The sequence below is a fragment of the Kitasatospora sp. NPDC051705 genome, assembly GCF_044453265.1.
Classification (GTDB): Bacteria; Actinomycetota; Actinomycetes; order Streptomycetales; family Streptomycetaceae; genus Kitasatospora.
Genome location: NZ_JBITCO010000012.1, coordinates 164646 through 185100, shown reverse-complemented (window position 1 = coordinate 185100; position 20455 = coordinate 164646). Strand labels below are relative to the sequence as shown.

General features: G+C 74.3%; 15 protein-coding genes, 1 tRNA gene and 1 riboswitch. Of the genes, 12 read left to right on the top strand and 4 right to left on the bottom strand.

From position 1 onward, the window contains the following. Positions 1-9: 9 nt before the first annotated feature. Positions 10-1350, bottom strand: a complete 1341-nt coding sequence (murA, locus tag ACIA8Q_RS18035; RefSeq protein WP_360218250.1) for a UDP-N-acetylglucosamine 1-carboxyvinyltransferase — start codon at positions 1348-1350, stop codon at positions 10-12. A 291-nt stretch (positions 1351-1641) separates the two neighbouring features. Here murA and ACIA8Q_RS18030 point away from each other — a divergent pair, with 291 nt between their 5' ends. The 6 genes from ACIA8Q_RS18030 to ACIA8Q_RS18005 all read left to right on the top strand — a co-directional run bounded on the left by ACIA8Q_RS18030 (position 1642) and on the right by ACIA8Q_RS18005 (position 9072). After that, on the top strand, positions 1642-2235 hold the full coding sequence (locus tag ACIA8Q_RS18030) for a YqgE/AlgH family protein (protein ID WP_387901541.1): 594 nt from the start codon (positions 1642-1644) through the stop codon (positions 2233-2235). A 63-nt stretch (positions 2236-2298) separates the two neighbouring features. Continuing rightward, positions 2299-2574: a DUF3039 domain-containing protein gene (locus ACIA8Q_RS18025; protein ID WP_329929182.1), complete on the top strand. Its 276-nt coding sequence runs from the start codon at positions 2299-2301 to the stop codon at positions 2572-2574. 201 nt (positions 2575-2775) lie between these two features. Further along, complete coding sequence (locus ACIA8Q_RS18020) at positions 2776-4386, top strand: beta-N-acetylhexosaminidase (RefSeq protein ID WP_396317439.1); 1611 nt, start codon at positions 2776-2778, stop codon at positions 4384-4386. 332 nt (positions 4387-4718) lie between these two features. After that, positions 4719-5585 carry an FAD binding domain-containing protein gene (locus tag ACIA8Q_RS18015; protein WP_360218259.1) on the top strand — a complete coding sequence of 289 codons (867 nt, stop codon included), beginning with the start codon at positions 4719-4721 and terminating at the stop codon, positions 5583-5585. Beyond that, positions 5582-6748, top strand: coding sequence for a 2Fe-2S iron-sulfur cluster-binding protein (locus ACIA8Q_RS18010; protein ID WP_396317438.1), 1167 nt, complete (start codon positions 5582-5584; stop codon positions 6746-6748). Before ACIA8Q_RS18015 ends, ACIA8Q_RS18010 begins: the two co-directional genes overlap by 4 nt. Further along, on the top strand, positions 6745-9072 hold the full coding sequence (locus ACIA8Q_RS18005; protein WP_360218241.1) for a xanthine dehydrogenase family protein molybdopterin-binding subunit: 2328 nt from the start codon (positions 6745-6747) through the stop codon (positions 9070-9072). The genes ACIA8Q_RS18010 and ACIA8Q_RS18005 overlap by 4 nt, the downstream gene beginning before the upstream one ends. A 63-nt stretch (positions 9073-9135) precedes the next feature. On the opposite strand, the gene ACIA8Q_RS18000 is transcribed toward ACIA8Q_RS18005, so the two are convergent. After that, positions 9136-9207, bottom strand: a tRNA-Cys gene (locus tag ACIA8Q_RS18000). A 97-nt stretch (positions 9208-9304) separates the two neighbouring features. Further along, positions 9305-9370: riboswitch (guanidine-III (ykkC-III) riboswitch) on the top strand. Positions 9371-9414: 44 nt separating this feature from the next. On the opposite strand from ACIA8Q_RS18000, the gene ACIA8Q_RS17995 reads away from it, so the two are divergent. After that, positions 9415-9729 (top strand): SMR family transporter, encoded by a 315-nt coding sequence (locus ACIA8Q_RS17995; RefSeq protein WP_360218238.1) that lies wholly within the window; start codon positions 9415-9417, stop codon positions 9727-9729. A 109-nt stretch (positions 9730-9838) separates the two neighbouring features. Then, positions 9839-11275, top strand: coding sequence for an MFS transporter (locus tag ACIA8Q_RS17990; protein WP_360218235.1), 1437 nt, complete (start codon positions 9839-9841; stop codon positions 11273-11275). Between the two features lie 3 nt (positions 11276-11278). Here ACIA8Q_RS17990 and ACIA8Q_RS17985 read toward each other — a convergent pair whose 3' ends face one another. Next, a complete protein-coding gene (locus ACIA8Q_RS17985) occupies positions 11279-12607 on the bottom strand; it encodes a hypothetical protein (protein WP_396317437.1) in 1329 nt (442 codons plus the stop codon). 414 nt (positions 12608-13021) lie between these two features. On the opposite strand from ACIA8Q_RS17985, the gene ACIA8Q_RS17980 reads away from it, so the two are divergent. Genes ACIA8Q_RS17980 through ACIA8Q_RS17970 form a run of 3 tightly spaced genes read left to right on the top strand, consistent with a single transcriptional unit; the run spans position 13022 to position 17516 of the window. Continuing rightward, complete coding sequence (locus tag ACIA8Q_RS17980) at positions 13022-13666, top strand: class F sortase (RefSeq protein WP_360218229.1); 645 nt, start codon at positions 13022-13024, stop codon at positions 13664-13666. Beyond that, positions 13663-14979: an alpha/beta hydrolase-fold protein gene (locus ACIA8Q_RS17975; protein WP_360218226.1), complete on the top strand. Its 1317-nt coding sequence runs from the start codon at positions 13663-13665 to the stop codon at positions 14977-14979. Before ACIA8Q_RS17980 ends, ACIA8Q_RS17975 begins: the two co-directional genes overlap by 4 nt. Next, positions 14979-17516: a DUF2156 domain-containing protein gene (locus ACIA8Q_RS17970; protein WP_360218223.1), complete on the top strand. Its 2538-nt coding sequence runs from the start codon at positions 14979-14981 to the stop codon at positions 17514-17516. Before ACIA8Q_RS17975 ends, ACIA8Q_RS17970 begins: the two co-directional genes overlap by 1 nt. Positions 17517-17572: 56 nt before the next feature. Here ACIA8Q_RS17970 and ACIA8Q_RS17965 read toward each other — a convergent pair whose 3' ends face one another. Next, positions 17573-18019, bottom strand: coding sequence for an SsgA family sporulation/cell division regulator (locus tag ACIA8Q_RS17965; RefSeq protein WP_360218220.1), 447 nt, complete (start codon positions 18017-18019; stop codon positions 17573-17575). Between the two features lie 308 nt (positions 18020-18327). Between ACIA8Q_RS17965 and ACIA8Q_RS17960 the strand changes: the two genes are divergently transcribed. After that, positions 18328-20160 (top strand): DEAD/DEAH box helicase, encoded by a 1833-nt coding sequence (locus tag ACIA8Q_RS17960; RefSeq protein WP_360218256.1) that lies wholly within the window; start codon positions 18328-18330, stop codon positions 20158-20160. Positions 20161-20455 lie beyond the last annotated feature (295 nt).

The following is a 20455-nucleotide window of genomic DNA, read 5'->3' as shown; positions in this document are numbered from 1 at the left end:
CCGGACCGGTCAGGCGTCGACCAGCTGCTCGGCCGGCAGCTCGACGTGGGCGCCCAGGTCCCGCAGCTTGTCCATGAAGTTCTCGTAGCCGCGGTTGATCAGGTCGATGCCGTGCACGGTCGAGGTGCCCTCGGCCGCCAGCGCCGCGATCAGGTACGAGAAGCCGCCGCGCAGGTCGGGGATGACCAGCTCGGAGCCCATCAGCTTGGACGGGCCGGAGACGACCGCCGAGTGCAGGAAGTTGCGCGCGCCGAAGCGGCACGGGGTGCCGCCCAGGCACTCGCGGTACAGCTGGATGTGCGCGCCCATCTGGTTCAGCGCGCCGGTGAAGCCCAGCCGGGACTCGTAGACCGTCTCGTGGACGATGGACAGGCCGGTGGCCTGGGTCAGCGCGACCACCAGCGGCTGCTGCCAGTCGGTCTGGAAGCCCGGGTGCACGTCGGTCTCCAGGGCGATCGCCTTGAGTTCGCCGCCCGGGTGCCAGAAGCGGATGCCCTCGTCGTCCACCTCGAAGGCGCCGCCGACCTTCCGGAAGGTGTTGAGGAAGGTCATCATCTCCAGCTGGCGGGCGCCGCGGACGTAGATGTCGCCCTTGGTGGCGAGCGCCGCGCAGGCCCAGGAGGCGGCCTCCAGGCGGTCCGGCAGCGCGCGGTGGTTGTAGCCGTTCAGCTCGTCCACACCGGTGATCAGGATCGTCCGGTCGGTGCCCAGCGTGATGATCGAGCCCATCTTCTGCAGGACGCAGATCAGGTCGACGATCTCCGGCTCGATGGCCGCGTTGCGCAGCTCGGTGACGCCCTCGGCGAGGACGGCGGTGAGCAGCACCTGCTCGGTCGCGCCGACCGAGGGGTAGGGCAGCTCGATCTTGGTGCCGCGCAGCCGCTGCGGGGCGACCAGGTAGGTGCCCTGCGGGTGCTTCTCGATGGTGGCGCCGAACTGGCGCAGCACCTCGAAGTGGAAGTCGACCGGGCGGCCGCCGATGTCGCAGCCGCCGAGGCCCGGGATGAAGGCGTGGCCCAGGCGGTGCAGGAGCGGGCCGCAGAACAGGATCGGGATCCGCGAGGAGCCGGCGTGCGCGTCGATGTCGGCGACGTTCGCACTCTCGACGTGGGAGGGGTCGAGGATCAGCTCGCCGTCCTCGTCGCCGGTCCGCACGGTGACCCCGTGCAGCTGGAGCAGGCCGCGGACCACCTTGACGTCGCGGATGTCCGGGACGTTCCGCAGTCTGCTGGGGCCCTGGCCGAGCAGGGCGGCGACCATGGCCTTGGGGACCAGGTTCTTCGCGCCGCGGACGCGGATCTCGCCTTCGAGCGGGTTTCCGCCGTGGACCAGCAGGACGTCGTCGGTCATCGTTCTCGCAATCCGGGGTGCCAGAGGAGTGGGGAAGGCTCCGGTGGGAGCCGTCGGTGGACCGGATGGTACGGGCGCGCTCGGGCCCCCGGCGAAACCGAGTCGGCACCGTGTAAGGGCGTCCACCATCCGTAGATGGTAGTGGGCGTCCCGATGGTTCCCGTGAGCCTCTCCCGTGATGGTGCTCTCTCCGGGTGCCGGGCCGCCCGCCGGTGCGTCCGTACGGGTGTTCGTCCGGCGTGTCGGGGTTTCGAGCGTTGCGGTGCCCCGACGGCGCCGTTCTGCGGGATCATGTGTGGCATGACGGCGGCCCATTCGCACGCAGGCCGGTCCCACACCGGCCGTCTGCTCGTCGCGACGCCCGTGCTCACCGACCCGAACTTCGCCCGGGCGGTGGTGCTGCTCCTCGACCACGACGCCGAGGGGGCGCTCGGCGTGGTCCTCAACCGGCCGACGCCGGTCGAGGTCGGCAGCGTGCTGGACGGCTGGGGGCGGCTGGTCGGCCGGCCCGCCGTGGTCTTCCAGGGCGGCCCGGTGGCGCTGGACTCGGCGCTCGGCCTCGCGGTGGCGCCGGGGGACCCGGGCACCGGCGAGCCGCTCGGCTGGCGGCGGGTGCACGGGGCGATCGGCCTGGTGGACCTGGAGGCGCCGCCCGAGGTGCTGGCCGGGGAGCTGGGTAGCCTGCGGATCTTCGCCGGGTACGCCGGCTGGTCGCCCGGCCAGCTGGAGGCGGAGCTGGAGAGCGGCGCCTGGTACCTGGTGGACTGCGAGCCGGGGGACGTCTCCAGCCCCGAGCCGGAGCGGCTCTGGCGCTCGGTGCTGCGCCGCCAGCGCGGGCCGCTCGCACTGCTCGCGACGTACCCGGACGACCCGACGCTGAACTGAACCGGGGGCCCCGGCGGCACGACACTGGCCCGGTTTCCCGGGCCGCCCATAGACTTGGCACCTATGAGCACTCTTGAGCCCGAGCGCGGCCTCGGCACCGGAACCCTGGTCGAGCCCGTCCCGCAGGTGTCCAACGGGGACGGCGACCACGAGCGCTTCGCCCACTACGTCCAGAAGGACAAGATCATGGAGAGCGCGCTCTCCGGGTCGCCCGTGGTGGCGCTGTGCGGCAAGGTGTGGGTGCCCGGGCGCGACCCGAAGAAGTACCCGGTCTGCCCGATGTGCAAGGAGATCTACGACGGCATCGGCAAGCCGCAGGGCGGCGACGACGACAAGTAGGACCGGCCGGTCCGCGCGGCGTCGCCCCGGGTGACGCCGCGGCGTGCGGACCGTCCGCGGGGGTGCCGCGCGCGGTACCCGGTCCGCGCCGTCGTGCGCGGCCGTTCCGCACGGCGTCGTTCTGCACGGTGCCGTTTTGCATGGTGCCGCGTTTCCGGATTGGTCTATGCCAGTCGTCCGGGGCGGGGGCAGGATGTCGGGATGGACCTCATCCCCGCACCCTCGAGTGCCGTCCGCCGCCCGGACGGGGACTTCCCCCTCGACGACGCCACCACGCTGACCGCGCCGCCCGTCCTGGCCGACGCCGAGCGCTGGCTGCGCGGCGCGCTGGGCGCCGCCACCGGGCTGCCGCTCGGCCCCGGCCGTCCGGGTGCGGGGATCGAGCTGGTCCAGGACGACGCGCTGGGCCCGGAGGCGTACCGGATCGCGGTGCGCCCCGGCCACGCCCTGGTCGCCGCGGGCGGGCCGGCCGGCGCGCTGTGGGGCGCGCAGACGCTGCGCCAGCTGCTCGGCCCGGACGCGTACCGCCGCTCCCCGCTGCGCCGCAGCGGCTGGGTGCTGCCCGGCGCGGACATCGCGGACGCCCCGCGGTTCGGCTGGCGCGGCGCGCTGCTCGACGTCGCCCGGCACTTCCTCCCCAAGGCGGACGTGCTGCGCTTCGTCGACCTGCTGGCCGCGCACAAGCTCAACGTGCTGCACCTGCACCTGACCGACGACCAGGGCTGGCGGGTCGAGATCAAGCGCTACCCGGCGCTGACCGCGCGCGGAGCCTGGCGGGAGCGCTCGATGGTCGGCTACCGCTCCGCCGGTCGGCGCGACGACCGCCCGCACGGCGGCTACTACACCCAGGACGACCTGCGCGAGATCGTCGCCTACGCGGCCGCGCGCGGGGTCACCGTCGTCCCGGAGATCGACCTGCCCGGCCACACCCAGGCCGCCGTCGCCGCCTACCCCGAGCTGGGCAACACCGACGTGGTGGACACCGCCGCGCTCGGCGTCTGGACGGACTGGGGCGTCAGCCACAACGTGCTCAACGCCTCCGAGGCGACCCTGCGCTTCTTCGAGGGGGTGCTGGAGGAGGTCCTGGAGCTCTTCCCGTCCGAGTTCGTCCACCTCGGCGGCGACGAGTGCCCCAAGGAGCAGTGGAAGGACAGCGCCGCCGCCCAGGCCCGGATCCGCGAGCTCGGCCTGGCCAACGAGGACGAGCTGCAGAGCCACGTGATCCGGCACTTCGACCGCTGGCTGGCGGAGCGCGGGCGCCGGCTGATCGGCTGGGACGAGATCCTGGAGGGCGGTCTGGCGCCGGGCGCCGCCGTCTCCTCCTGGCGCGGCTTCGGCGGGGGGATCGCCGCCGCGCGGGCCGGGCACGACGTGGTGATGTGCCCCGAGCAGCACGTCTACCTCGACCACCGGCAGGCGGACGGGCCGGACGAGCCGATCCCGGTGGGCTTCGTGCGGACGCTGGAGGACGTCTACCGCTTCGAGCCGGTGCCGGAGCAGCTGGACGAGACCGCCGCCCGGCGGGTGATCGGCACCCAGGCCAACCTGTGGAGCGAGTTCGCGGACAGTGCCCGGGACGTCGACTACCGGGCCTTCCCCCGGCTGGTGGCCTTCGCCGAGGTCGCCTGGTCGGACCTGCCGGCGGTGCCCGCGGAGCGCGACTACGCGGGCTTCGAGCGTCGCCTGCGGGGGCACCTGCGGGTGCTGGACGCGCTCGGCGTGGAGTACCGCCCGGTCGAGGGCCCGCACCCCTGGCAGCGCCGGCCCGGGGTGGCCGGCCGCCCGATCGAGGGCCCGCCGCCGGTGCGGTGATCCCCGCCGACGTCGGGGTCCGGGGATCCCGCGGTGCCGCTTCGGGAACTTCTGAGTGGTCGTCTGACGTCAAGAAAAGATGAACATCTGCCCTGGCTCGATCCGGGCCGGGGCAGATACCGCCCGGTATCCGTCCCAATCGGGCAGTCCCGTTCACCCGTCCCGAAATGATCATCGAGCATTGTGTGCCAGAGTTGCCCAACCCGGCCCGATCGCCCGTACCCTACGGGCCAGGCCGGGCTGCTGACGCGGACACCACGGCCGAAGGCCGCGGGCGGCAGGCGATCGATGAGCAAGTGGAGCACGGTGGGACCCAGGTGAACCGGACGATCATGCTGCCGGCCTCCCTCGACGAGGCCGTCGACGCGCTGGCCGCCGCCCCGGCCGCGGTACCGGTGGCCGGAGCCACCGACCTGATGGAGGCCGTCAACGCCGGACGGCTGCGCCCCGCCGCCCTGGTCGGGCTCGGCCGGATCACCGAACTGCGCGGCTGGCGCTACGAGGACGGCGGCACCGCGGTCCTCGGCGCCGGACTCACCCACGCCCGGATGGACCGCCCCGACTTCGCCGCGCTCATCCCCGCGCTCGCCGACGCCGCCCGCACCGCCGGCCCGCCGCAGGTCCGCAACGTCGGCACCCTCGGCGGCAACATCGTCACCGCCGCCCCGGCCGGCGACACCCTCCCGGTGCTCGCCGCCCTGGAGGCCAGCGTCACCCTGGCCCGGGCCGGCGGCAGCCGCGAGGTGCCGGTCAGCCACCTGCTCACCGGGCTCGACCCGGTGCGCCCCGGCGAACTGCTCACCTGGGTGCGGGTCCCGCTGCTGCACGCGCCGCAGGTCTTCCTCAAGGCCACCGGCCGCAGCGGCCCGGCCCGCGCCACCGCCTCCGTCGCCCTCGTCCTCGACCCGGCCCGGCGCGCCGTGCGCTGCGCGGTCGGCGCCGTCGCCCCGGTGCCGCTGCGCCCGCTGGAGGCCGAGGCCTGGGTCGCAGGCTGCATCGACTGGGACGGCAGCCGGGAGATCGACCCGGCCGCCACCGCCGCCTTCGGCGAGTACGTGGCCGCCGCCTGCGTCCCCGACACCTACGGCGCCGAGGGCGCCTGGGAGGCCGTGACCGAGGGGCCGAGCGCGGCCGCCGTTCGGCTACGGCGTACCGTATCGGTGCTGGCCCGACGGGCACTGGGAAGGGCGCTGAAGTGAGCACAGACCCCATCGAGACCCTCGACGCCGACCCGCTCGGCCTCACCCCGCAGGTCAGCCGCGAGCTGCGCCCGTGCGCCTCCTACACGTTGCGGGTCAACGGTTTCGAACGGCCCGTCACCGACGCCTGGATCGGTGAGAGCCTGCTCTACGTGCTGCGCGAGCGGCTCGGCCTGGCCGGCGCCAAGGACGGCTGCGAACAGGGTGAGTGCGGGGCCTGCTCGGTGCAGGTGGACGGCCAGCTGGTCGCCGGCTGCCTGGTGCCCGCCGCACTGGCCGCGGACAGCGAGATCAACACCGTCGAGGGCCTGTCGGCCGCCGGCGGCGCCAGCGACGTCCAGCAGGCGCTGGCCGAGTCCGGCGCGGTGCAGTGCGGCTACTGCACCCCGGGCATGGCGATGGCGGTCCACGACCTGCTCCAGCGCAACCACCGGCCCACCGAGGTCGAGGCCCGGCAGGCGCTCTGCGGCAACCTCTGCCGCTGCACCGGCTACCGGGGCGTGCTGGCCGCCGTCCAGAGCATCGCCGACGCGCGCGCCCTGGAGGCCGAGGAGGCGGAGGAGGCGGCGCTCGCCGACCAGCCCGCCGACGGGACGGCCGCCCCGGTGCCGGCCGCCGAACCCGAGCCGGTCGCCGACCCGCCGGTCTACACCGACGCCGACGCGTGGATCGAGCACGTCCCGCAGCCGCCCGTCGAGGAGGCCCCGGCCGGGGGCGGGCCGTACGGCGACGGCCAGGGCGGCTACGACACCGGCGTGTACGACACCGCCGTCCTGACGCCGGTCCAGGGCATCCCCGCCCAGGCCGCCGACGACCAGGTGTACTACCCGCAGCAGGGCTACCCCGAGCAGCCGTACCAGCCCACCCCCGCGCACGGGACGCCCGTCCACGGCGTCTACCCGGACGGCGGCTACCCCGCGGACGGCTACCCGCAGCAGAACGGCTACGACACCGGGTACGACGCCCCGGTCTACCAGCCCACCCCCGCGCACGGCACGCCGCTGCCCGGCGCCGCCTTCGACGGCACGCCGCCGCACGGCACCCCGTACGTCCCCGCGCCCCCGCACGGCGCCCCGGCCGACGACGGCGCCCAGGCCGGCGTCCCGTACGGCGCCACCCCCGCCCACGGCATCCGGCTCCCCGAGGACGACCACGCATCATGACGTCGCCTACCGACATCGGCGCAGCACTCCAGCAGGACGGCGGCGAGGGCGGCGCACCGGAGCCGTTCGGCCTGGGCAGCTCACCGCTGCGCAGCGACGCGCTGCCCAAGGCGCTCGGCATCTTCCCGTACGCGGCCGACCTCTGGGCCGAGGGGCTGCTCTGGGGCGCCGTGCTGCGCTCGCCGCACCCGCACGCCAGGATCCGCGGCATCGACACCTCGGCCGCGCTGGCGCTGCCCGGCGTGCACGCCGTGGTCACCGCCGCCGACCTGCCGCCCGGCCCGGACGGCACCCCGGACGGCGCCCCGGCCGGCCCGATCCTCGCCGACCGGCCGGTGCTGGCCGCGGGCGTGGTGCGCCACCACGGCGAGCCGATCGCCGCGGTGGCGGCCGACCACCCGGACACCGCCCGGCTCGCGGTCGGTCTGATCACGGTCGACTACGAGCCGCTGGAGGCCGTCACCGACCCCGAGCAGGCCTTCACCGCCCCGCCGCTGCACCCGGACGGCAACCTGTTCCGCCACCTGCCGCTGCGCACCGGGGACCCGGAGGCGGCCGGCGAGGTCATCGTCGAGGGCCTCTACCAGGTCGGCCGGCAGGACCCGGCGCCGCTCGGCGCCGAGGCCGGGCTCGCCGTGCCGCGCCCGGACGGCGGCGTCGAGCTGCACCTGTCCTCCACCGACCCGCACGGCGACCGCGACCGCACCGCGGCCTGCCTGGGCCTGGAGCCCGACCGGGTCCGGCTGGTGGTCACCGGGGTGCCCGGCGCCACCACCGACCGCGAGGACCTCTCGTTCCAGGTCACCCTGGCGCTGCTGGCGCTGCGCACCGGCCGCCCGGTGAAGATGACCCTCACCCGCGAGGAGTCCTTCCACACCCACACCTCGCGCCACCCCGCGCTGCTGCGCTACCGCCACCACGCCGACGCCGAGGGCCGGCTGGTCAAGGTCGAGGCGCAGATCCTGCTGGACGGCGGCGCGTACGCGGACGTCTCCGCCGAGGCGCTGGCGGCCGCCACGGCCTTCTCGGTCGGCCCGTACGTCTGCCCGAACGTCTTCGTGGACGCCTGGGCGGTGCGCACCAACAACCCGCCGGCCGGGCGGATGCGCGGCGAGGGCGCGCTGCAGGCCTGCTTCGCCCACGAGTCGCAGCTGGACCAGCTGGCCGCCCGGATCGGCGTGGACCCGGTGGAGATCCGCCGCCGCAACGCGATGTCCACCGGGGACCCGATGCCCACCGGGCAGGCCGTCACCTGCCCCGCGCCGGTGGGCGCGCTGCTGGAGGCCGTCGCGGCCGAGCCGCTGCCGGCCCTGCCGGTGGACGACCCGGACGCCGAGTGGCTGCTGCCGGGCGGGCCCGGCGGCGCCGGCGACCCGGCCGCGGTGCGGCGCGGGATCGGCTACGCGGTCGGCATGGTGCACATGCTCGGGGCCGAGGGCGAGGACGAGGTCTCCACCGCCACGGTGCGGGTCAGCGGTGACCACGCCACGGTGATCTGCGCGGCCGTCGACTCCGGGCAGGGCTTCGCCACCCTGGCGCGGCAGATCGTGCAGAGCGTGCTGGGCGTCAGCGAGGTCTACATCGCGCCGGCCGACAGCGACCAGTCGATCGCCGGGCCGTCCGCCCGGGGCCGGCACACCTGGGTCTCCGGCGGCGCGGTGGAGCGCGCCGCGCTGATGGTCCGCCACCAGCTGCTGCAGCCGATCGCCGCCAACTTCGGGATGTCCGCGGAGCTGCTGCAGATCGCCGACGGCAAGATCACCTCGTACGACGGGGTGCTCGGCATGCCGGTCGCCGAGGCGCTGGAGGGCAAGGAGCTGTGGGCCACCGCGCAGTGCCGCCCGCACCCGACCGAGCCGCTGGACGAGAACGGGCAGGGCGACGCCTTCGTCTCCATCGCCTTCTGCGCGATGCGCGCGGTGGTGGACGTGGACATCGAGCTGGGCGCCGTCCGGGTGGTCGAGATGACGGTCGCGCAGGACGTCGGCCGGGCGCTGAACCCGCGGCAGATCGAGGACCGGATCGAGGCCGGGGTGGCACAGGGCGTCGGCCTGGCGCTGCTGGAGGACCTGCGCACCGAGGGCGGGGTGCTGCAGAACCCCTCGCTCACCGGCTACCGGCTGCCCACCGCCCTGGACACCCCGGAGGTGCGGATCGCCGCCCTGCTGGAGGAGCGGGACGTGGTGGCGACCTTCGGCGCGAAGGCGGTCAGCGCGGTGCCCGCGGTGGTGGCCCCGGCGGCCGTCGCGGCGGCCGTCCGCGCCGCCACCGGCCTGCCGGTCGGCCGGCTGCCGATCCGCCCCGAGGACGCGATCGCGGGCTGACCGGGAATTCCCGGAAACGGGAATTGCCGGTCGGCGCGAAAGCCGACCGGCAATTCCTTTTCGAGGCCATGGCGGGAATCGAACCCGCGTGTACCGCTTTGCAGACGGTTCCCTAAGCCACTCGGGCACACGGCCAGTGAATTCATGGTGGCGGATTCCGCGACGGACCGTCAACGGCCGAATGTAAATTCTGCATGGCAACTCCGGCGGCGGCCCGTGCTACGGTCGGAGACAGGTGGTCGGGCTCCGGCCACCCCGGACGAGCGCGTCGTACCCGGTGACGACAAGACGGCGCAGTTCAGCGGCAATCCGGCCGCTGTGGACTGCGGAGGTACGGCCGTCATGGCTTGGCTCGTTCTGATCGTCTCGGGTGTCCTGGAGACCGTGTGGGCGGTCGCCCTGGAATCGTCCAAGGGCTTCTCCCGGCTCGTCCCCAGCCTCGTCTTCGGCGTCGCCCTGCTGCTGAGCATGGGCGGGCTGGCGTACGCGATGCGCACCATCCCGATCGGCACCGGGTACGCGGTGTGGGTCGGCATCGGCGCGGTCGGCACCGCGCTTTACGGCATGGCCGTCCTGGGGGACGCGGTGACCGCGGCCCGGATCGGCTGCCTGCTGCTGATCGTCTCCGGCGTGGTGGGCCTCAAGGCGCTGCACTGACGCGGTGGTCCCGGGCCGTGCCGGGCGGCGGGTCCTAGGTCCTGCGGCGGATCCGGTCAGCGACCGGAGTCAGGGGTCACCCAGGCGGACGGCCCTTACGATGTTACGTATGACCACTGCCTCCCCCACCTCGGTCGACCCCGCGCCCGTACCCCTCGACGACGACCCCGGCGGCGGGGTCCTCAGCGGCCGCTACCGGGCGCTGACGCTGGGGATCGTCTCGGTGGTCCTGCTGCTCGCCTTCGAGGCGACGGCCGTCAACACCGCGATGCCGGTGGCGGCCCGCCAGCTCGACGGCCTCGGGCTCTACGCCTTCGCCTTCTCCGGCTACTTCACCACCACGCTGTTCGCCCTGGTCGTCTCGGGCCAGTGGTGCGACCGGCGCGGCCCGCTGCAGCCGCTGTTCACCGGCATCGCGGTGTTCGGCGCCGGCCTGGTGGTGGCCGGCGCGGCGCCGGGGATGTGGCTGTTCGTGGCCGGGCGGGCGGTCCAGGGGCTGGGCGGCGGCCTGGTGATCGTCGCCCTGTACGTGGTGGTCGGCCGGGCCTACCCGGAGCGGCTGCGGCCGTCCGTGTTCGCGGCCTTCTCCTCGGCCTGGGTGCTGCCCTCGATCGTCGGCCCGGTGGTCTCCGGGGCGGTCACCCAGCACCTGGGCTGGCGCTGGGTGTTCCTGGCGGTGCCCGTGCTGATCCTGCTGCCGCTGGCCGTGATGGGCCCGGCGCTGGCCCGCTCCGAGCGGGAGCACCCGGTGGCGAAGGGCGCGGACTTCGACCGCCGGCGCACCGTACTGGCCGCGATGGCGGCGGTCGGGGCGGGCCTGCTGCAGTACGCCGGCCAGCGGCTCGACCTGCTCGGGCTGCTCCCGGCGGCGGCCGGTGCCGCGCTGCTGCTGCCCGCCGTGCTGGGCCTGCTGCCCACCGGGACGCTGCGGGCCGGGCGCGGCCTGCCGACGGTGATCCTGCTGCGCGGCGTGGCCGCGGGGGCGTTCTTCGCGGCCGAGGCGTTCATCCCGCTGATGATGGTCACCCAGCGCGGGCTGTCCCCGACGCTGGCCGGGCTCACGCTGACCAGCGGCGGGCTCTCCTGGGCGCTGGGCTCGTGGCTGCAGGGGCGGCCGGGGGCGGAGCGCTACCGCGAGGCGATGATCCGGGGCGGGTTCGTGCTGACCGCGGTGGCGATCGCGGGCGCGGCGCTGGTGCTGGTCCCGGCGGTGCCGGCCTGGGTGGCGGCGGTCGCCTGGGGCGTCGGCGGGATCGGGATGGGCCTGACGGTCGCCAGCGTGAGCGTGCTGATGATGAAGCTGTCCGCGCCGGAGGACGCGGGGGCCAACTCGGCCTCGCTGCAGATGAGCGACGCGCTGGGCAACGTGCTGCTGGTGGGTCTGGCCGGGGTGCTGTTCGCGGCCCTGGGCGGCGGCTCGCTGGCCGCCGCCCACGAGGGGGCCGGGTCCACCGGCTCGGCCGGCGCCTTCACGGTGATCTTCCTGACCATGGCCGGGGTGGCCCTGCTGGGTGCGCTGGTCTCCGGCCGGGTGCGCCGGGCCTGACGGTCAGCCGGCGGTGGCGGTGGCGGTGGCGGTGGCGCTGTCGGTGGCGGTCGCCGAGGAGCTCGCCGGCGGCGCCGCCGGGGTGCCCAGGAAGGCCTCCCACCCGCCGGTCGGCGACTGGCCGGGGGCGAGGCCCTGCAGCTTGCGCAGCACCGCCGGGTCCTGGGCCTCCAGCCAGTCCACCAGTTGGCGGAACGACACCAGCCGGACCTCCGGCTTGCCCGCGATGACCTTGAGGGCGTCCTCGACGGCGTTCATGTAGATGCCGCCGTTCCACTCCTCGAAGTGGTTGCCGATGATGTACGGCGCGCGGTTGCTGCGGTAGGTGCGGTCGAAGCCCATCAGGTAGGCGTCGCGGGCCTGGGCCTGGAAGCCCGGGTAGAGCGCCGGGTCGGCCTTGGTGTTGGGGCCGCACTGGTTGTACATGATGTTGTAGTCCATCGAGAGCACCTGGAAGGTGTGCCCGGGGAAGGGGATGGACTGCAGCGGGAGGTCCCACAGGGCCCCGCCCTGGATCCGCTGCGGCCAGACCTGGGTGCCGTTGCCGCTGCTGTCGTAGCGCCAGCCGCGCTTGACGGCGGTGGGCAGCAGGTTGCGCTGGCCCTCCAGGCAGGGGGTGCGGCTGCCGATCAGCTCCTTGCGGTAGTCGAAGGGCAGCGCCGGGAGGTCGGTGAAGCCGGTGTTGGTGCGCCAGTTGGTGACGAAGTCCATCGCCTGCTGGATCTCGCTGTCCCACTCCTCGGGGGACCACTTGCCGACGCCGGTGGAGCCGCAGAAGTGGCCGTTGAAGTGGGTGCCGATCTCGTGGCCCTCCAGCCAGGCCGCGTGCAGGTTCTCCAGGGTGTCGTGGATGTGCTGGTCGCTGAGGTAGCCGATGTCGGAGGCGCCGACCTTGTGCTGCGGCGGGCGGTAGAGGTCCTTCTTGGACTCGGGCAGCAGGTAGAGGCCGCTGAGGAAGAAGGTCATCGACGCGTTGTGCTCCTGCGCCAGCCGGCGGAAGCGGGCGAACAGCCCGTTGTCGAGTTCGCCGGCGCCGTCCCAGGAGAAGACCACGAACTGCGGCGGGCGCTCGCCGGCCCGGAGCCGCTCGGGCACCGGCTGGCGGGGCTGGGCGCCGGTGTCGGAGGTGGATCCGTCGCCGATCAGGGCGGCCTGCGGCTTGGGGGCCGGGGCGGGGGTGGCGGTCTGCTCGACGGCCTCGCCGGGGGCGGGTACGGCCGGTCCCGTCGCCCGCTCGCCGCCGCCCGCGCCGTTGCTGCCGCAGCCGGCGGCCAGGGCCGCGGCGGTGGCCGCACCGGCGGCCAGCAGGGTGCGGCGGGAGAGGGCTTCCATGGTCACTCCGTTCATGAGGCGTTCGGCGGGCGTTCAGGCGCGCGAAAGTCCGGTCGGACAAGTGGGGTGATACAACCCGTGACCGGGTCAGCATGGCATGTGGGCGTGATCGGTCGGAGAGGCACCACGGACGGTCTCAATCGATCGCTCGATTGACGCAACCAGTCCGGTCCCGTCCACGTCGAAGCTCTTGCCGGGCGCGTTGACGCGCGAGCGGCGGGGTGCCCGGCGCGGGACGCCGCTGTCGCGCTCCGTGATCCGGCGTCCACTCGGCGCAGGCGCCGGGCCGCCGTCCCTGCCGATCGGCGGGTGTCGGTACGACCATCGTATGGACGTGCATTAGGGTCCGATCCGCTTCAATTGTTCCCAGGAAACTCCCAGGAATCGGGATTCCGTCGGCAGAGGGGAGCGCCCGTGGGCGTCCAGCAGAGCAGGAGCCCGTGGCCGGGCACCCTGGCGGCCGGTGCCGCGCTGGTGCTCGGTGCCTGGCTGCTGCACGACGGCGGACCGGGCGCCCTGCCGCCCGCACCCGGCGTCGGACAGGCCCTCTCCGGCTTCGCCCCGGTCTCCGTCGTACCGCCGCTCGGCCCGTCCGCCCCGACCCGGATCCGCATCCCGTCCGTCCGGCTGGACGCCCCCGTCACCGCGCTGGGCGTCGGCCCCGACGGGCACCTCGAAGCCCCGTCCGAGGCCGACCGCAACCTGGCGGGCTGGTACCGCGGCGGCGCCAGCCCCGGGCAGCGCGGCACCGCCATCCTGGCCGGGCACGTCGACACCAAGGCCGGCCCGGCCGTCTTCTACCACCTGGGGGCGCTCCACCGCGGCGACCGGATCGAGATCGCCCGCGCCGACGGCGCCACCGCCGTCTACCAGCTCTACGCCATCGAAGTGCACGACCGAAAGGACTTCCCGGACGACCGGGTGTACCGCCAGGCCGCCGACGCACAGCTGCGGGTGATCACCTGCGGCGGCGCGTACAGCGAGGAGCACGGCTACGAGGGCAACGTCGTCGCCTACGGCTTCCTGGCCGACACCACCCGGCCGGGCAAAGCCGCATGACCACGCTGACCCTCGCCACCCGCTGGAACCCGATCGACTGGCCGCTCACCCACGGCCCCGTCCCGTACGCCGTGCTCTCCGCCGGCTGGGGCGCGCTGGTCCTGCTCGCGTTCTCCCGCCACGAGCGCTGGCGGGCCCCGCGCCTGCTGGGCGCCCTGCTGCTGGCCGCCGCGCTCACCGCCCTGGTGAAGATCGCCGTCGACGGCTGGTGGCACCCCTTCCCGGAGGGCACTCCGGACTTCGTGATGCGCTGGATAGCCGTCGCGCTGTTCGCGGTGTGCCTGCTCCTGCTCCGCGCCCCGCTGCTCGCCACCCGCCGGCGGCTGCTGGCGGCCGGCGGTGCCGTGCTGGTCCTGCTGATGGCCGCCTCCCAGGTCAACCGGGGCTTCGACCAGTACCCCACCGCCCGGGCCATGCTGGCGCCCGAGATCGAGGCGCTCACCACCGGGAGGACGGCCAGCACCGTCGCCGCCTCGCCAGGCCGGCCCGTCGAGGAGCAGTGGCACGCGCCCGCCGGCCTGCCCGCCAAGGGCACCCTCTCCGGGGTGACCATCCCCGGCGCCAAGTCCGGCTTCAAGGCCCGCGGCGGCTACGTCTACCTGCCGCCCGCCTACCAGGCCACCCCCCGCCCGCTGCTGCCCGTCGTGGTGCTGCTGCCCGGCCAGCCCGGTGCCCCGGAGGACTGGGTCAACTCCGGCGCCATCCGGGACACCCTGGACGCCTTCGCCGCCGCGCACCAGGGCCTCGCCCCGATCGTGGTGGTCGCCGACCCCACCGGCAGCCCCATCACCAACACGCTCTGCATGGACTCCCGGATCGCCAAGGCGCACACCTACCTGGCCGAGGACGTCCCGGACTGGATCCACCGGAACCTGCAGACCGCCACCGGCCGCACCGCCTTCGCCATCGGCGGGCTCTCGCTCGGCGGCACCTGCTCGCTCCAGCTCGCCGTCAACGCCCCCGACGTCTACGGCAGCTTCCTGGACATCTCCGGGCAGGACGAGCCGACCCTGGGCAGCCGCGGCGAGACCGTCGACAAGGCCTTCGGCGGCGACGAGGCCGCCTTCGACGCCGTCGACCCGCTGCACCTGATGGCGCGGAAGAAGTTCCCCGACACCGCCGGCCGGTTCGTGGTCGGCGCCAACGACCCGGACTTCCGCCCGATGCAGGAGAAGGCCTTCGCGGCCGCCCAGGCCGCCGGCATGGACGTCGCCTACCAGACCATCCCCGGCTGGCACAGCTGGGTGGTCTTCCGGCAGGCCTTCGAGCAGAACCTGACCTGGCTCTCCCAGCAGACCGGGCTGATCCGGTGATGCGGCTCCTGGCGGCCCCGGCGCCGGCCGAGGAGCGCGAGTGGCCGCGGGACCGCGCGCCCGTCGCCGGCACGCCCGACCCGCGCCCGCAGCGGCTGCGCCGGGCCGCGGCGGCCTTCGGCGGCCGGTTGCGCTCGGCACCGCTGACCCTGGCCCTGCTGGCCGGGCTCTGGGCGGTCGGCGCGGCCACCGGCAGCCTGGCGCACGGGCCGTCCGAGCGGCTGCTCGCCCGGGTCGGGGTGGGGTTGCCCACCCTCGCCGAGGGCCACTGGTGGACCCCGTTCAGCTCGCTGTTCTGGTGCTCCGGCGCCGGCTCCTACGTGTTCACCAGCCTGCTGCTGCTCCTGGTCGGCCCGGCGGCCGAGCACCGGCTCGGCCGGGCCCGGACGCTCGCGGTGCTGGTCGCCGGGCAGCTGGTGGGCACCCTGCTGGGCGCCGGGCTGGTCGCGGTCGGCTCCCGGGCCGGTGAGCAGTGGACCGCCTCGGTGGCCGACCAGACCGCCGTCGGCCCCGGCGTCGGGCTGTTCGCGCTCGCCGCGGTGCTCGGCTACCGGCTCACCGTGCTCTGGCGCCGCCGGCTGCACCTGCTGGTGCTGCTCGTCCCGCTGGTCATGACGCTGTACGTGGGCCACCTGCAGAGCGTCCAGCGGTGCGCCGCCGCGCTCGTCGGACTCGGCGCGGGCGCCCTGCTCAACCGGGGCCGGCAGCACCTGCGCACGCACCGCTCCTCGCACTCCGAGACCCGGGTGCTGATCGCGCTCTGCCTGGTCGCCGCCGCCTTCGGGCCGCTGATCGCCTCGCTGTACGACAACGCCACCGGGCCGTTCAACACCTTCTCCGAGCTGTACCTGTCGCACCGCCTCAGCCCCGAGGAGGTCGCCGACTTCTGCGCGGTGTCGGCGCACGACTGCGCCCGCGCGCACGCCGTCGAGCGGATCTTCGACACTCCCGGCCGACTGATGGCCGCCCTGTTCCCGGCCCTGCTGCTGGTGCTCGCCGAGGGGCTGCGCCGCGGGCTGCGGCTGGCCTGGCGGATCACCGTCGCCACCGAGCTGCTCTGGGCCGGGCTGCTGGGCTGGCTGTACCTGGACTCCGGGCCGGACAGCGGCGACGTGATCCAGTACTTCGTCGAGGCGCTGCTGCTGCCGCTGCTCACCCTCGGACTGCTGCTGGCCACCCGCCAGCGCTTCCGGATGCGGCTGGCCGGCCGGGCGGTGCGCCGGCTCGGGTCGGTGATCGGCGGCGCCGCGCTGGCCGCCTGCGCCGCCTACGCGGGCGTGGGGGTGCTGGTGGCCGACCAGTTCGAGCCGGGGGCGAACCTGCGCCGCCTGCTGCACGGGCTGCCGGCGCTGTTCCTGCCGCCCGCGTACAACGACCTCACGCCGGACTACCCGATAGCGGTCGGCCGGGTGGCGCTCCTGCTGGAGACGTACTCCGGGCTGGCGTTCTGGGTGGTCACGCTGAGCGCGCTGCTGGTGGCCTTCCGCCGGCCGGTCCTGCACACCGACGCGGACGCGTCCGCCCGGGCCCGGGCGCTGCTCACCGCGTACGGCGGCGGGACGCTCTCCTTCATCACCACCTGGGACGGCAACCACTACTGGTTCGACGAGGAGGGCCGGGCGGCGGTCGCCTACCGGGTGCGCGGCACCGTGGCGCTGACCACCGGCGACCCGTTCGGAGAACCGGAGGCCCGGGAGCGGGCGGTGGCGGGCTTCGCCCGGTTCTGCGACGCCCGCGGCTGGACCCCGTGCTTCTACAGCGTCTCCCCGCAGACCCGGTCGGCCGCCGCACAGCTCGGCTGGCGCTCGGTGCAGGTCGCCGAGGACACCGTGGTCGCGCTGCCCGAGCTGGCCTTCACCGGCCGCAAGTGGCAGGACATCCGGACGGCGCTGAACAAGGCCGGCAAGCAGGGCATCACCGCCGAGTGGTGGGCCTACCACGAGGCGCCGAGGGCGCTGCGGGACCAGATCCGCGAGATCTCCGAGGAGTGGGTCTCCGAGAAGGGCCTGCCCGAGATGGGCTTCACGCTGGGCGGGCTGGAGGAGCTGGACGACCCGGACGTGCGGGTGCTGATCGCGGTGGACGAGCAGCGCGTCGTGCACGGGCTGACCAGCTGGATGCCGGTGTACGAGAACGGCGTGCCGGTCGGCTGGACGCTGGACTTCATGCGCCGCCGCTCGGACGGCTTCCGCGGCGTCAACGAGTTCCTGATCGCCTCGGCCGCACTGGGCTTCAAGGAGGAGGGCGCGCGCTTCCTCTCGCTGTCCGGCGCGCCGCTGGCCCGCTCCGGGCAGGGCGAGGGACCCACCGGCCTGCAGCGGATGCTGGACTGGATGGGCCGGGTGCTGGAGCCGGTGTACGGCTTCCGCTCGCTGCTCGCGTTCAAGTCGAAGTTCCAGCCGGAGTACCGGCCGATGTACATGGCGTACCCCGACCCCGCCGCGCTGCCGGGCATCACCCGGGCGATCGGCAAGGCGTACCTGCCGCACCTGACGCCGGCGCAGGGGGTGCGGCTGATGCGGCGGCTGTCGGGCTGAGCCGGCGGCCGGGCCGGGCCCGCGGAGCCGGCCGTCGGCTCCGCGCGGGCCCGGGCTCAGCCGAGCAGCTCGGCGAGGGCGCGGTCGGCGTCCAGGTGCAGGTGCTCCTCGCCCTCGGGGACGAGCAGCCGGCTGTGCCACAGGAAGCGCCGCAGGTCGGCGGTGTCGAAGCGGATCAGCGCGGTGCCCTCCGGCGCCCGCAGCTCGACCATGGTGCGCCGGCCGGACGCGGGGCGGACGTGGACGTCGCCGACGCCCGCCGGCAGCTCCAGGCCGGCCGAGAGCAGCTGCCGGGCGAAGACCCAGACGACGTCCTCCCCGCCGGGTTCGCCCGGGCCGGCGCCGTCGGCCGCCGGGTCGTCCAGGGAGAACTCGGCGGGGAAGGCCATCCGGACCGCGAACGGGTCCGCCGGCAGGTAGGTCAGGACCACCCGCAGCCGCACCGAGCGGTGGGCGGAGAGGATCAGACGGGCTTGGACGGTCTCTTCGGCGGCGGTGTGCACGGCAGGTCCCTTCGGGTCGGTGCGAGGCCGGTCGGCACGGGGAGGGTTGGGGCGGCCTCGCACTGGTGGGAGTCCCGGGACGGGCGGTGATTACCCGGTTCGGGCGCCGCGACGGTGTGATCCGTGTCACGTCGATTTCCGGCCGCCAGGGCCCGGCGCGAGGCCCCGGCTGAACGCTCGAACAGCGCCCAACCGGTACGCTGGACCGGTTGTCCGATCGCCGCCCGACCGCGGGACGGGGCCGTAGAACCGCCTCTGACCTGCGATGATCCCCCTCGGAGACCGTGAGTACTGCCGCCGCCTCCTCGATGCCGCTGTTCTCCGACGCCCCGGAGCCGCAGGCCCCCGCCCGGACCGGCGGCCACGCCGCCACCGCCGCCTCACACCACCTCTCCCCGGCCTTCCCCGGCCGCGCCCCCTGGGGCACCGCGGGCAAGCTGCGGGCCTGGCAGCAGGGCGCGCTGGACCGCTACATCGAGACGCAGCCGCGCGACTTCCTCGCGGTCGCCACCCCGGGCGCCGGTAAGACCACCTTCGCGCTCACCCTCGCCTCGTACCTCCTGCACAACCACCTGGTGCAGCAGGTGACGGTCGTCGCGCCGACCGAGCACCTCAAGAAGCAGTGGGCCGAGGCCGCCGCACGGATAGGCATCCGGCTCGACCCGGCCTACTCCTCCGGCCCGCTCTCCCGGGACTACCAGGGCATCGTGGTGACGTACGCGGGCGTCGGCGTGAACCCGATGCTGCACCGCAACCGGACCGAGGCGCGCAAGACCCTCGTGATCATGGACGAGATCCACCACGCCGGTGACTCCAAGTCCTGGGGCGAGGCCTGCTTCGAGGCCTTCGAGCCGGCCACCCGCCGGCTGGCGCTGACCGGGACGCCGTTCCGCTCGGACACCAACCCGATCCCCTTCGTCCAGTACGAGGCGGGCGCCGACGGCCTGCGCAAGTCCGTCGCCGACTACACCTACGGCTACGGGCACGCGCTCGCCGACCACGTCGTCCGGCCGGTGATCTTCCTCAGTTACAGCGGCAACATGCGCTGGCGCACCAAGTCGGGCGACGAGCTGGAGGCCCGGCTCGGCGAGCCGATGACCAAGGACCTGATCGCCCAGGCCTGGCGCACCGCGCTGGCCCCGCAGGGCGAGTGGATCCCGAGCGTGCTGCAGGCCGCCGACCGCCGCCTCACCGAGGTCCGCAAGGCGATCCCGGACGCCGGCGGCCTGGTGATCGCCACCGACCAGACCGTGGCCAGGGCGTACGCCAAGCTGCTGCGCGAGATCAGCGGCGAGAAGGTCACCCTGGTCCTGTCCGACGAGGCCGAGGCGTCCAAGCGGATCTCCGACTACTCGGCCGGGACGTCCCGCTGGATGGTCGCGGTCCGCATGGTGTCCGAGGGCGTCGACGTGCCGCGGCTGTGCGTCGGGGTGTACGCCACCTCGATCTCCACCCCGCTGTTCTTCGCCCAGGCCGTCGGCCGCTTCGTGCGCGCCCGCAAGCGCGGCGAGACGGCCTCGGTGTTCCTGCCGACGATCCCGATGCTGCTGGGCTTCGCCAACGAGATGGAGCTGCAGCGCGACCACGTCCTGGACCGGCCGAAGAAGGAGGGCGACGGCCTCTTCGACGAGGAGGACCGGCTGCTCGCCGAGGCCGAGCGGGCCAACGACGGGCCGGACGGCGCGGGCGGCGAGGAGTTCTCCTACGAGGCGATCGGCTCCGACGCGGTCTTCGACCGGGTGCTGTACAACGCCATGGAGTTCGGCATGCAGGCCCACCCGGGGAGCGAGGAGGAGGACGACTACCTCGGCATCCCGGGCCTGCTGGAGCCGGACCAGGTGCAGATGCTGCTGCAGAAGCGCCAGCACCGCCAGATCCAGCGCAGCAAGGGCAAGCCGGCCGAGGAGGCCGACCTGCTGGAGCTGCCGGCCGAGCAGCGGCCGGTGGTCACCCACCAGGAGCTGCGGGAGCTGCGCAAGGAGCTGAACGCGCTGGTCGCCGCCTGGCACCACCGCACCAGCCAGCCGCACGGCACCGTCCACAACGAGCTGCGGCGCCAGTGCGGCGGGCCGCTCACCGCCCAGGCCACCGCCAACCAGCTGAAGGCGCGGATCGCCAAGATCCGTGAGTGGGCGAAGTAGCCGGCCGGGCGGCCGTCGCGCAGCCGGTGCCGCGGCGGCCGTCCGGGGGCGGGCCGCCGCGGCGGGCCCGCGGTCCCCTCTGTCCCGAACTGTCCGGACTTCGGACCGGGGTCGAACACATGCCCTGACGGGGGCTGCGAAATAGTGGGTTCTGTCCTGATTTGGCGGCGCCGTTGATGTCGATCACGCCCGAATTTTGGACAACCACTTCCGCCGCGACATTTCCTTCACTACCTTTCCCCCACGCTCTACCGCCGGGCAACCCCCCACGGGACGGGCGCCGCAGGACCGTACG

Excerpts from the sequence above, each read along its gene's own strand:
- murA (WP_360218250.1), bottom strand. The coding sequence starts at position 1,350 with ATGACCGACGACGTCCTGCTGGTCCACGGCGGAAACCCGCTCGAAGGC.
- ACIA8Q_RS18030 (WP_387901541.1), top strand. The coding sequence starts at position 1,642 with ATGTGTGGCATGACGGCGGCCCATTCGCACGCAGGCCGGTCCCACACC.
- ACIA8Q_RS18025 (WP_329929182.1), top strand. The coding sequence starts at position 2,299 with ATGAGCACTCTTGAGCCCGAGCGCGGCCTCGGCACCGGAACCCTGGTC.
- ACIA8Q_RS18020 (WP_396317439.1), top strand. The coding sequence starts at position 2,776 with ATGGACCTCATCCCCGCACCCTCGAGTGCCGTCCGCCGCCCGGACGGG.
- ACIA8Q_RS18015 (WP_360218259.1), top strand. The coding sequence starts at position 4,719 with ATGCTGCCGGCCTCCCTCGACGAGGCCGTCGACGCGCTGGCCGCCGCC.
- ACIA8Q_RS18005 (WP_360218241.1), top strand. The coding sequence starts at position 6,745 with ATGACGTCGCCTACCGACATCGGCGCAGCACTCCAGCAGGACGGCGGC.
- ACIA8Q_RS17995 (WP_360218238.1), top strand. The coding sequence starts at position 9,415 with ATGGCTTGGCTCGTTCTGATCGTCTCGGGTGTCCTGGAGACCGTGTGG.
- ACIA8Q_RS17990 (WP_360218235.1), top strand. The coding sequence starts at position 9,839 with ATGACCACTGCCTCCCCCACCTCGGTCGACCCCGCGCCCGTACCCCTC.
- ACIA8Q_RS17985 (WP_396317437.1), bottom strand. The coding sequence starts at position 12,607 with ATGGAAGCCCTCTCCCGCCGCACCCTGCTGGCCGCCGGTGCGGCCACC.
- ACIA8Q_RS17975 (WP_360218226.1), top strand. The coding sequence starts at position 13,663 with ATGACCACGCTGACCCTCGCCACCCGCTGGAACCCGATCGACTGGCCG.
- ACIA8Q_RS17970 (WP_360218223.1), top strand. The coding sequence starts at position 14,979 with ATGCGGCTCCTGGCGGCCCCGGCGCCGGCCGAGGAGCGCGAGTGGCCG.
- ACIA8Q_RS17960 (WP_360218256.1), top strand. The coding sequence starts at position 18,328 with ATGCCGCTGTTCTCCGACGCCCCGGAGCCGCAGGCCCCCGCCCGGACC.